This is a genomic window from Candidatus Kryptonium thompsonii, from assembly GCF_001535985.1.
Classification (GTDB): domain Bacteria; phylum Bacteroidota; class Ignavibacteria; order Kryptoniales; family Kryptoniaceae; genus Kryptonium; species Kryptonium thompsonii.
On the sequence record NZ_CZVS01000086.1, the window covers coordinates 37,040 to 50,228 of the forward strand.

Below are 13,189 nucleotides of genomic sequence, written 5' to 3' on the forward strand. Positions count from 1 at the left end.
ACCCTTTTATTTTACACTATTCAAAATATTTGATAAAAACCTCAAATATGCAAAAGTTGAAAATTTATAGTCGTAAAAAATTGAAAGTGCGGTTAGCAAAATTAAAATTAAAACAAGCGAAAAAATTGAAACGCGCCATTGACTTACTTCGTAAATTATCGAAATTCCCTTCATCAACCTACTTAATGAAATTAAAACAATAAACAAACCAAACCCAACTATCATAAATCCCGTGCCCAAACTTCCTATCACCCGATATAAAATCATATCAATCGGAATCAAAAATATAACCGGAAGAAATGACCAAACAACAACAGAATAAGAGTGATTTAAAAACACCCTAACGGTGACAAACATAGAGAAAAATTGCACAATAAAGGTCAAGATTAGAATCAAAACAAATGAAAACAAAGAACAGTAAATCACCGATGTAAAAGGAAACCATATCATTGAAATTAGCTTCACCTTTAACCAGTCAACAAAAATTAAATGTGTCAAAATATAATCAAAAAATTCATTTTGTTTTAACCTATTGAGAACGCCGGAGATGAAAGCACCAAGCGTCGTTGAAATTATCAAAGCAAGTATGCTTGTTTGACCAAATGAAATCTGACTTTGATCCCTTACATCAGCAAAGAAATTATACGGTCTAAATATCGCCCTATTGAAATTTTCTCTGAACCAGCGATATGAATAATAAATGTAAGAAAGAAAAAGCAAAAGTATTATCCCAACTACGGGATAAACAATAGGCATATCCTCTGAATAATCACCGATTGCAAGGGTTGGAATCTTCCCATCAGTATAAAGTGCTTTCAAAACCTCATAAGATGGCCTCCTCTCCCTATTATACGAGACAACTCCCATGGTGTAGAGATAAAGATCTGGATTAGGAATTGTCATAACTGGTCTTTCCCCTCGCCAGTCCGAAAAAATCCAAACAAATGAACCATCAAAATCCATTTCTTGAATTATTCTGTATCTATCAAGTATATATTTCGCTTGGCTCTCATATGAAAGCGGATCAGCATAACCATTCCGATTACCTATCTGAACTGCCTTGCCATACTCAGTTATGATGACCGGCTTGTTCTCATATCTTTTCTTCCAATATTCCACATTTTCGGAAAACTTTTCAAGATTATCTATGTAAACATTTACACAAGCCATGTCAACTAAATCCACACAAACATCATTCCTTATCATCCTGGACGCATAATAAACAGGTCTATCATCGATTGATTTTGCAAACTTTGTCATTTCCGCAACATATTTCCTCGCTTCTTTGTCCGCGGAATCAAATTCGTTTCCAATTCCCCAGGCTAAAATACTTGGATGATTTTTATCTCTATTGATCATTTCCGAAATATAATCCTTAGCCAGCGAGATAAATCTTTCCGTTGTTAAAATATCCACTGGAACATTCCACACAGGTATCTCCTCAAGAACCAAAAGCCCATATCTATCGCACAAGTTCAAAACATATGGATGCGCCGGATAATGCCCAAGCCGAATTGAATTAGCACCCATGTTCTTTATCAAAATTATGTCCCTCTCCATTTCCTCATAAGTTAGGGCATTCCCAAACTTTGGATGATCTTCGTGTCTTGAAATCCCTCGCAGAATAATTCTTTGGCCGTTTAAGTAAATATCACCACCGCTGATTTTTAACTCCCTAAATCCAGTGACAACGATAAATTCATCAACGACCTTACCAAGATTTGTAACAACCAACTTTAAAATGTAAAGCGACGGTGATTCCGGGGACCACAACTTCGGATTAAGAATTGTAAACGGAATCTTCACCCTCAAGCTTCTGAAATCATCGATGAAAAACCTAACAGGAGCGGTCTCGGTGACAAAAGTTCCATCCAACTTTTCGAATATCTGAAGTTTGACATCAAAATTCTTGTTTTCAAAAAATTTTGAAATCTCACCAGAAGAAAAATAAACTTCAGCTTCCCCATTCAAAATTGAAAAATTTGAAGTAAATGAATATTTAACATTGACATCATCAACCCAAACTTTAGGGGTCACAAGAATATAGATATCTCTGAAAATTCCGCCGTAATTTCTCCACGCCCAAACTTGATGTCGCAATGGAATCGTTGTCTTTGAATTAAGCTCATTGCTAACGCGAATCTCAATAGTATTTTCTCCGACATTTAGCGCTCTCTCTGGAATCCGAACGACGAAAGATGTATAGCCACTTGAATGTCTTGCGATGAACTGCCCATTGATAAAAATTTGACATTCGTAGTTTATTCCATATGCAACGAGAAATATAGTCTTATTGTTAACTAATGTATCGGCAAGATTAAAACTTTTTCTAAATGTCACCTTCCCCGTGAAATCATAAGCGGACGGAACCAATACTTCAAACCATTTTTTATCTCCCTGAATTTTTGCGAGCCATTTTCCAGACAGGTCAATTTTAAATCTCGTATTTGTGTCTTGAAACATTCCAGCATCGATTCCTATAAGCGTTGGGTTACCATTCATCAAAAATTTTTGAGCGCCGTATTGAAATGCTTTTAAATTATAACTTAAAAAGCATAAAACGAACAAAATAAACCAACCCTTTCTCACATCAACTCTCAAAATTTTGTTGTGCCAATTGATAAAGTTTCTATATTAACACTCTTGCTTCCATAACTGTCTGTATCTTTCACTCAACTTCAAATCTCATCAATTCACGAAAAGCCATAAATCTTTCCTGGATTTTATCCCAGGATAAATTTTTAATTTTGTTAATCCCAAAATCCTCAACACAAAACGAAGCGATTGTACTTCCATAAATTACAGCTCTTCTCAAATTTTCTTCCGAGATATCATCGGTTTTTGCAATCCATCCAGCAAAACCTCCAGCAAATGAATCTCCCGCACCTGTGGGATCCTGAATGGATTCAATCGGATAAGCTGGAGCTGTAAAGATTGTGCCATCAATAATTAAAACAGCGCCATGTTCACCCTTTTTAATTATCACCACATCAGGACCAAGTTTAAGGATTTTCTTGCCCGCCTTTATCAAATTCGGTTCCATTGCAATTTGCCTGGCTTCGGCATCATTTACAATCAAAACATTCACATGCTTTAATGTCTCAAGAAGTTCACCATATTTTCGCTCTATCCAAAAATTCATTGTATCTGCAATGACAAGCTTTGGGCTTTCCACTTGTTTAAGAACTTCCATTTGAAGAACAGGGTCAATGTTACCAAGGCAAACATACTTGCTTGATTTAAACTCACTGGGTATTGTGGGGTTAAAATTGGAGAAAACATTTAAATGAGTAAATAAAGTTTCTCGCGTATTCATATCATAATGATACCTTCCGCCCCATCTAAATGTTTTCCCTCCATCTACAATTTGAAGCCCTTTTAAATCAATGCCCCTACTGCGCAAATCTTCAATAACATCTTTCGGAAAATCATCCCCTACAACTCCAACAAGCCCAATTGATCTAGTGAAATAACTCGCTGAAATTGAAATATAAAGCGCAGAACCTCCGGGTGTTTCAGATGCTTTCGCAAAGGGTGTCTCAATTGTGTCAAGTGCTACTGACCCAACAACAAGTAAATTCAAATCAAGCTCTCCCTATTTTTTTCTGTCCCCAGTTTCAATGAATGGCCTTATAAGTTCAATCGGTATCGGGAAAATAGTGGTGGAATTTTTCTCGGATGCAACCTCAGATAATGTTTGTAAAAACCTTAACTGAATCGCAGTTGGATATTGCCCTATTATCTGAGCTGCTTCAGCAAGACGTTGCGCTGCTTGATATTCCCCTTCAGCGTTGATAACCTTAGCCCTTCTTTCTCTTTCGGCCTCGGCTTGCCTTGCCATAGCCCTTTGCATTTCAACTGGAAGATCAACATGCTTGATTTCAACCATTGAAACTTTAATTCCCCATGGATCAGTATGTGCATCAATTATCTGCTGAAGATTCTGATTGATTTTCTCTCTTTCAGCAAGAATTTCATCAAGCTCACTCTGTCCCAAGACACTTCTAAGGGTGGTTTGCGATAACTGTGATGTTGCATATAAGTAATCCTCAACTTCAACGACGGCTTTCTCAGGATCAACAACTCTAAAATAAACAACAGCGTTAACTTTAATTGAAACATTATCCTTCGTTATAACATCTTGTGGCGGAACATCGAGAACAACAGTTCTTAAACTCACTTTAACCATTTTATCAACTATTGGAATTAACAATATAAGACCAGGTCCTTTTGCACCTATCAATCTGCCAAGTCGGAAAACAACACCTCTTTCATATTCACGCAACACCCTTATAGCGCTTGAAAGTATAATTATCAAAAAGACTATAACTACGGTTAAAAGTGATATCGTCATGACTTACCTCCAATTTTTAGTTTTATTCTTTCCTGTCCACCTTCTCAACTTTTAATGTTAAACCTTCAACGCCCCTTACAACTATTTCTTCATTTGGCTCAATTTTATCTCGACTTATCGCTCTCCATATTTCCCCATGCACTCTTACCTGACCCGTTGCCCAACCATCTTTTGATGGGCTAAATTGAGTAAGAGCTATACCAACTTCACCTATCAGAGCTTCTTTGCCTGTCGTTGGTCTTCTTTGCTGAGCCTTTAAAGCCATCCCTATTGCAAAAAGAAAGAACAGAACGGTCAATGCGACCGCAGTTATTATAACAGTTAAAGAGATTTGCATGAGTTCAAATGGTGAATTTATTAACATTATCGAGCCAAGTAACAATGAAATTGCGCCACCGACTGTTAAAAGTCCATGACTTACAATTTTAATTTCGAGTATCAACAAAATTATGCCAAGTATTATCAAAGCAAGACCTGCATAATTTATAGGCAATGCCTGCAACGAATAAAACGCAAGGATTAAGCAAATCGCACCAATTACACCAGGGAAAATTGAACCTGGGTTATAAAGTTCAAACAAAATCCCATAAATTCCAAGCAAAAGCAAAATATAAGCAATGTTGGGATCACTTATCAATGCAAGAAGACGTTCGCGCCAATTCATCTCTACAAACTTTACATTTGCATCTTTTGTCTTCAAAACCTTTTCTCTCGAATCAATTTTAACAATCTTCCCATCAATCTTATCAAGTAAATCCTTTAAATCCCTTGCGATCAGATCAATTACGCTATCCTTCAGAGCCTCCGTCTCTGTTGAAGAAATACTCTCACGCACAGCTCTTTCAGCCCATTTCACATTCCTGTTTCTTTTTTCAGCGATCGTTCTAACAAAAGCAGCAGCGTCATTTGTTATTTTTTGCTCCATCACCTTTGATGTATCCCCCATACCACCTATCCCAACGGGATGAGCAGCACCGATATTTGTTCCCGGAGCCATAGCTGCAATATGAGCTGAAAGAGTTATGAAAACACCAGCGGAACCAGCACGCGCACCTGACGGATAAACGAAAACCACAACTGGGATCTCAGCTCCAAGAATTGCTTTTACAATAGTTCGAGTTGATTCAAGGAGACCTCCAGGGGTATCAAGCTCTATAATAAGACACTCAGCACCTTCCTCCGCTGCCTTTCTTATTGAACTTGAAATATACTCAGCAGTTGCTGGATTTATCGTTCCCTCGATCTTTATCACATAAACAAAATTATCCGCAAATGCCTGACTCAATCCTAAAATCAAAAGTAAAATTAATTTTCTCATCTCAAGAAATGGTTTTATTTTCTCCAACCTCAATTTTACAAAAAAACTTGCTTTGTTGCAAGAAAACAAAAGTTTAAATAAATTGAATTGCTACTGACAATAAAACTTTTTCAGTTTTTCCTGTGCCCAATTATAACGTTCATCTCTTGCTTTAATAAAAAGAAAAAATGTAAAATGCAAACCTGGATCGAAATATCGATTTTAGAATCGCCCGAGGATGCAAAAGATGAAATAATTTACTTTGCTGGTGAACTTGGGAGCATCGGGTGTTGGGAAGATGGAAACTCGATCAAATGTTATTTCAAAAAAGAAGATTGGAATGAAACAATAAAAAATCAACTTTTGAACTTTATCCAAAATCTACAAGAAGAAAACACAAAAGTAAAAATTTCAATCAAGGAAATTGTCGAGAAAAACTGGAACGAAATATGGCAACAAACCATTGAACCAATTGAAGTCGGAGAAAAGCTTGTCATAAAACCAACATGGAAACAATACCATAAACCAGGAAAAATAATCATTCAAATTGACCCTAAGATGGCGTTTGGAACTGGACATCACGAAACAACTCGGTTGATGCTCAAAGCAATTGAAAAATATCTCTATCCCAAATGTAAGGTTCTCGATGTCGGAACTGGCTCAGGAATACTTTCAATAGCTGCAATTAAACTTGGCGCTGACACATGCGTAGGGGTTGATAACGACCATTGGGCTTACGAAAACGCCCTAGAAAACGCCGAGATTAACAATGTGAAGGACAAATTTAAAGTTATACTTGGAACAATTGACGATGTAAACGAAACAAACTTTGACTTCGTCCTTGCAAATATAAATAAAAATGCGATAATTAAGATGATCCCCAAGTTTTATGAGAAATTAAAAGACAAGGGCTTTTTAATCACATCGGGATATCTTGACATAGATCAAGGAACAATTGAAGAACATTTATTGATCCATAATTTTGAGATAATTGATGTTTTAAAAGAAAATGAATGGCTCGCAATTGTCTCAAAGAAATGAACCAGTAAAAATTGCATCGATCGATCTTGGAACAAACACAGCTCTTCTCTTAATCGCAAGGGTTGAAAAAGATAAAGTGATACCATTACATAACGCTCAAATAATACTACGACTTGGGCGAAACATTGATGCAAGTGGTTTAATTCAAAAAGAAGTTTTTGATAAAGTTCTGAACGCTATCATTGAATTTAAAGCGACAGCGGAAAATTTTAATGTTGACAAGATTATAGCAATTGGAACAAGTGCATTAAGAGATGCAAAAAACGGGGATCAACTTATTGAATTTATATATCAAAAAACTGGAATTAAAATCAGAGTTATATCAGGCGAAGAAGAGGCAAGGTTAACTTATTTCGGAGCGGTAAGTGGCCTTGACCATAAAATTTTAAACTCAAAAATAACCGTAATCGACATCGGCGGAGGTAGCACCGAGATAATAAATGGGCTTGGCTTTGAAATAAAAAATCTTGCATCACTTAACATTGGAACGGTGAGAATAACAGAAAAATTTTTTAAGCATTTCCCGCCACTTGAAGAGGAAATAAAATATGCCCGTGACTTTATCAATAATGAATTTGAAAAGATAAATGATAAGTTTGACTTCGCTGATTCAACACTTGTAGGAGTTGCAGCAACCGTTACAACGATCGCAGCTTACGACTTAAGGCTCGAAACATACGATGGAGAAAAAGTTAACATGCATGAGATGCGCTTTGAAACAATTGATGAGATATATAATAAATTCAAAAAACTCAGTATCGACGAGATTAAAAAGATTCCACAAATCTCCAAGGGAAGGGAAGATGTCATATTTGCTGGTATTTTAATCCTACGCGATTTTATGAAGAAATTTAAATTTGATAGAATAATTGCAAGCGATAGAGGGGTTAGATACGGCGCTATACTTGAGCTACAGCGGATTAAATTTTAAAAATTCACTACTTTAGTTTCTCGCCAACGGGAAAGAATATATCAAATGTTGAACCTTTTCCGGGTACGCTTGACACAGCTATATAACCCCCGTGATTCTTTACAATCCCGTGAACCATTGATAAGCCAAGTCCACTTTTACCCAATACTCTTTTCGTTGTGAAGAAAGGCTCAAAAATTCGGCTTAAAATTTCTTCAGACATGCCAATACCTGTATCTGAGATGGAAACATAAACATATTCACCAGCAACAAACTCTGGATCATTTACACTCTTTTGATCAAACCATTTATGACCAGTCTTTATATATAAAGTCCCGCCGTTTTCCATTGCTTCAATTCCATTTTGAATTATATTGTAAAAAACTTGAATTATCTGCTCACGATCGCCAGGAATTTCAGGTATTTGAGGCTCAAATTCTGTTTTAAAAGTAATTTCGCCAACATGGCCAAATTTTTGGAGCGTTTCAATAATTACCTCGTTGATATTGAGGTTTGAAATTTTTAATTTACCACCCCTTGCATAGGCAATTAACTTTTTAACAAGTTCAGCTCCTCGCATTGTTGCCCTTTCAATTATGTCAGCCCACTGATAAACTTTGTCCTCTTTTGAAAACTTCATTTTTATAAGTTGAGCGGAACCAAGAATCCCAGCAAATATATTATTGAACTCATGCGCCATACCGCCAGCTATTTGCGCAAGCCCACGGAGTTTATCAGCCTCATAGATTTTATCTCTCATTTTCAAGTAATCAGTTAAATCAACTATAGCCCCATCATAATAAGTTTCAAGCGCCGTCTTCAATGAAATTTTCAAGGAGATTTTGACATTTAAAGTTTCCCCATCTTTATTTTTCAATTGAGCGTCAAATCCAGAAATCTGGCCATAATTTTCAAGCTCTTCCTTAAATTTTTTAACCTCTTGGCTTGAAATAAATAAGTCGTAAAGGCTAACTTTATCTTCGGGAGCAAAGCCAAAAATTTTCACAAAGGCTGGGTTTATCTCGATGAATTGTCCATTTTGATCAATCCTAAAAATTGCCTCACTTGAATTTTCAAATATAGCTCTATACTTATTCTCAGACTCAGAAATTTTTTGATACATCCGCGCGTTATGAACTGCTATTGAAAGTGTATCAGCGATCGTTTGAAGGACAAGTATATCAACACTGTCAAAAGCATTTACAGCACCAGCCTCACAATTTATTGCCCCGATAACTTCATTCTCCACAATCAAAGGAACGACAATTTCTGAAGATACGGTTTTATAATACCTTACTGCTTTAGGTTCAAGTATAATATCCGGGACATGAATCAAGGTTTTCTCCCTGACCGCTCTCCCAATTATACCCTCATTAACTGATTGGATATACTCATATGGCAATGGCTCTTTCAGAGAGCCATAAATGCTTTTCATGACAAGCAAGTTCTCAACCCTTTCATAAATTTCTACAACAAGTTCTTTCTTGCCAAGGACAGAATGAATTATTTTAGCTGCATTCTCAAAAATTTTATCAATATCCCTTATCAAAACGAGATCGCGCGTTAACTTGTAAACCGATTCAAGTTTGAAAAGAAGTTTCACATTTTCAACTGTAGAATCGAACTTTTCAAGTATAAGAGATATTGTCTCCGCAATCGTCTTGAAAACTTTCACATCCTCTGAAGTGAAAGCATTCATTTTATCTGAGCTTATATCCAGAACACCAACAATCTTACCTTTCTTTCTAATAGGTATCGCCACCTCCGATTGGATGGGCGCGTCATAAAGGGGAACAAACTGCGGACTTTTTGAAACATCATTTATAACAATTACATCCCCAATTAAAACGGACGACCCAATGATCCCATAACCGACATCAATCACATAGTTCTCATCAATGTAATCCTCAAGATAACCCGAGATAGCGGCTAACCTTAGCTTTTTCGATGAATCAACGGTAAAGTAGGTAACATTCAAAAAGTTAAATTCACTTCTTATAATCACGACAACACTTTTAAAAAACTCTTCAACTGATTTTATATCAAGACCAAGCCGTGAAATTTCAGATATAATTTTAAACTGGGATTTCTGCCTTTCAAGTCGTCCCTCTTTCTCATCGAGAAGTTTAACCATTTGATTAAAGTTCTCAGCAAATTCATAAATCTCAGATGACCGGGGAACCTCAAGTTGAACATTGTAAACACCTCGCGCTACATCTTGCATAAGTCCTGAAACTCTTGATATCGGTTTTATCACCCTATTAGTAAAAGTTGTAACCACCATGATAAACCCAAAAATCACAATGAGCGCAATGATGGTAAAAATCAACAAGTTTGTTCTAGCTATACCCTCCCTGTAAGGCGTGACATCAACTTTAAGCATAACCCCAACACTTTTACCATTCTCACCCCTAACGCGAGAAAATACTTCATAAACTTTCCGTTCGGGGCTATACCGCAAAATATCAGCTTGGAATAATGATAATTTTGATGGGATCTCGCCTCGATCACCCATATGAAAAATTATATTGCCCGAACTGTCAAACACTGCCACTAACTTTACACCCGGCAAATCCTTATAGCTTTGGACAAATTCAAAAAATTTTTCACTTTCCCCGTTCAAAAGATGGGACTTAATCGCGTGTTTTAAATTTGAAAACAAAACATTGATTTTGCCGCTTTCGCGGCTTTCAAAATTTCTTATGATTGCATGTTCGTTAAGGTAAATTAAGATCCCGGTGATCAAAATTATGAGAAATGCAATCAAACCTGCAAAAGCTTTTCCGCTCATTAAAGCAAAGCCAACCTATTTTTATAAAAAACTACTTGTAACCCTTTCCCGCCCCCTTCAACAAAAGAAAAATCTGATTATCGGTATAAATATAAAACATAAAGTTAAATTTATCAAGCCACCACCTTGTTGCAAGATATTTGCCCCAAAGACCGAACCTTGACTTTTATTACTCCAGTTGTGTATATTTGGATGTCTTCAAATTTACCGATTGTTAAACAAAAGCTTAGGGCGATAAATGCCTGAATTTGTTCACCTCCATAATCACTCTCACTATAGCATTCTTGATGCAATAAGCACAATAGATGGTATCATTGAATCAGCAGTCCAGAATAAAATGTCCGCAGTTGCATTAACAGACCATGGAGTTTTGTTCGGGGCACTTGAATTTTATATAAAAGCAAAGGAAGCGGGGATAAAACCGATAATTGGAAGTGAAGTTTACATTGTAACAGATGGTTCAAGATTTGACAAAACAAGGGGAAGCAAAGACGAGGAGTCAGACCTTGCAGTAAGACACAAGAAAACCCACTACAAACATCTTGTTTTACTCGCAAAGGATAGCACTGGCTTGAAAAATTTAAGCAAACTTATATCAATTGGGCATACGGAAGGATTTTATTACAAGCCAAGAATAGATTTTGAAGTTCTCGAAAAGTATCATGAAGGCCTCATAGCCCTTTCAGCATGCATCGGCGGGGTTGTCTCCGCTTATCTTGTCGATGGCGATTACGAAGGTGCAAAAAAAATGGCGATGAAGTTTAAAAATCTATTCGGAGATGACTTTTATCTTGAAATTCAAAATCACTTTATAGACAAAGAGCAACCTGTCTTGCAAGGAATGCCACGACTTGCAAAAGAACTCGGAATAAAACTTGTTGCTACGAACGATTGCCATTATCTCAAGCAGGAACATGCAATTCCCCACAATATTTTCATATCAATTCAGGACAAAAACTCCGTCAAAGACATTTACCAGCTAAAATACGGAACAGATCAGGTTTACTTCAAAAATTCGGAGGAAATGTATCAAGCATTTAAAGATTTTCCCGAGGCGATTGAGGCAACGCTTGAAATCGCTGAAAAATGCAATCTTGAAATTGAGCTTGGGAAAAATTACCTTCCGCATTTCCCAATTCCAAAAGATGCAGGAGTGGAAACTCCAGATGAATACCTTGAAAAGCTTGCCTTCGAAGGATTGCAAAAGAGATACAAAACCATAACGAAGGAGATTGAAGATAGATTAAGATATGAGCTTGATGTTATCAAAAAGATGGGATTTTCAACCTATTTTTTAATTGTGCACGATTTCATACATCAGGCAAAGAAAATGGGCGTTGCTGTTGGACCTGGGAGAGGCTCAGCAGCGGGTTCTATAGTTTCATACGCACTTGGAATTACAAATATTGATCCACTGAAATATGGTTTACTTTTTGAAAGATTTTTAAATCCTGAACGAGTTTCAATGCCCGATATTGATGTTGACTTTGCTGACGATAAAAGAGAGCTTGTAATTGATTATGTTAAGAAAAAATACGGAGAAAAATCCGTTGCCCAAATAATCACCTTCGGGACGCTTTCATCCCGCGCCGTGATAAGGGATGTCGCAAGGGTTCTTGGAATTTCACTTCAAACCGTTGATTCAATCACAAAAAATATTCCTGTTCATCAGGGGAAACCACTACCTTTGAGCGAAGCACTTGAGACGCCGGAGCTGGAATGGCTTAAAAATACGACTGACCCGAAATTAAAGGAACTTGTAAGATATGCACTTATTCTTGAAGGTCTAAACCGACATCCTTCAACCCATGCTGCTGGAATTGTCATCGCCCCTGGAGATATAAGCGATTATGTGCCACTTTATCAAACCCCACAAACTGAATTAATGACACAATATGATAAAGACTACCTTGAAAAAGCGGGGCTTTTAAAAGTTGATATACTTGGTCTGAGAACCCTTACAGTCATAGTTAACACATTGAAACTGATAAAACAAAACTACAGAATTGAGATAAACATTGATGAAATTCCGCTTGATGATAAAGAAACTTATAATCTCCTCGGTGAAGGTAAAACGGTTGGCGTCTTCCAGTTTGAAAGTTCCGGAATGCAGGAATATCTTAGAAGGTTAAAGCCGACAAACATTCATGATCTTGCTGTGATGAACGCTCTCTATAGACCTGGCCCAATGGAGATGATTGATGAGTATATCGAAAGGAAACATGGCCGAAAACCTGTTGAATACCTTCATCCAAAGCTCGAACCAATTTTAAAAGAAACATTCGGCATCATTGTTTATCAGGAACAAGTAATGCAAATCGCCAATCAAATTGCTGGGTTTTCGCTTGCAAAAGCTGATTTGATGAGGAGGGCAATGGGTAAAAAGGATAAAGAGTTAATGGCAAAGCAAAGAGATGAATTCATTCAAGGAGCACTTAAAAATGGAATTGACAGGAAAATCGCTGAGGAAATTTTTGACATGCTTGAAAAATTCGCATCCTATGGATTTAATAAAAGCCATGCCGTCGCTTATGCCTACCTTGCCTATCAAACTGCTTACCTTAAAGCTCACTACCCCGCTGAATTTATGGCAGCTACGACGTCGAGCGAATTGTACAAAACCGAAAAAATTGTTAAATTCATTGAAGAATGCCGAAGAATGGGGATAAAAGTTTTACCTCAAGACATCAATGAAAGTAACCTCGCATTTACCCTCATAGATAATAAAACGAGAAGTTTTGGATTTGTTTTTTTTTCAAGCAGAAGACGGCATACGAGATTCAAGTGTGACTGGAG

At 36.8% G+C, this 13,189-nt stretch carries 7 protein-coding genes; 2 read left to right on the forward strand and 5 right to left on the reverse strand.

Translation table 11 applies throughout. From position 1 onward, the window contains the following. Nucleotides 1-6: 6 nt before the first annotated feature. The 4 genes from AWW78_RS10215 to AWW78_RS10230 all read right to left on the reverse strand — a co-directional run bounded on the left by AWW78_RS10215 (nt 7) and on the right by AWW78_RS10230 (nt 5,699). Nucleotides 7-2,502, reverse strand: a complete 2,496-nt coding sequence (locus AWW78_RS10215) for a glycoside hydrolase family 2 TIM barrel-domain containing protein (protein ID WP_141653919.1) — start codon at nt 2,500-2,502, stop codon at nt 7-9. A 166-nt stretch (nt 2,503-2,668) separates the two neighbouring features. Next, nucleotides 2,669-3,583, reverse strand: a complete 915-nt coding sequence (locus AWW78_RS10220; protein WP_047133634.1) for a PfkB family carbohydrate kinase — start codon at nt 3,581-3,583, stop codon at nt 2,669-2,671. Nucleotides 3,584-3,595: 12 nt separating this feature from the next. Continuing rightward, nucleotides 3,596-4,354, reverse strand: coding sequence for a slipin family protein (locus tag AWW78_RS10225; RefSeq protein ID WP_047133635.1), 759 nt, complete (start codon nt 4,352-4,354; stop codon nt 3,596-3,598). A gap of 22 nt (nt 4,355-4,376) precedes the next feature. Then, a complete protein-coding gene (locus AWW78_RS10230; protein ID WP_234697314.1) occupies nt 4,377-5,699 on the reverse strand; it encodes an NfeD family protein in 1,323 nt (440 codons plus the stop codon). A 147-nt stretch (nt 5,700-5,846) separates the two neighbouring features. On the opposite strand from AWW78_RS10230, the gene prmA reads away from it, so the two are divergent. Both prmA and AWW78_RS10240 read left to right on the forward strand, forming a co-directional pair. Next, the gene (gene prmA / locus AWW78_RS10235; protein ID WP_082349278.1) at nt 5,847-6,692 is read left to right on the forward strand and encodes a 50S ribosomal protein L11 methyltransferase; all 846 of its coding nucleotides are present in this window, start codon (nt 5,847-5,849) and stop codon (nt 6,690-6,692) included. Continuing rightward, complete coding sequence (locus tag AWW78_RS10240) at nt 6,676-7,623, forward strand: Ppx/GppA phosphatase family protein (RefSeq protein ID WP_159421041.1); 948 nt, start codon at nt 6,676-6,678, stop codon at nt 7,621-7,623. The genes prmA and AWW78_RS10240 overlap by 17 nt, the downstream gene beginning before the upstream one ends. A 7-nt stretch (nt 7,624-7,630) precedes the next feature. On the opposite strand, the gene AWW78_RS10245 is transcribed toward AWW78_RS10240, so the two are convergent. After that, nucleotides 7,631-10,393, reverse strand: coding sequence for a GAF domain-containing protein (locus AWW78_RS10245; RefSeq protein WP_047133637.1), 2,763 nt, complete (start codon nt 10,391-10,393; stop codon nt 7,631-7,633). Nucleotides 10,394-13,189 lie beyond the last annotated feature (2,796 nt).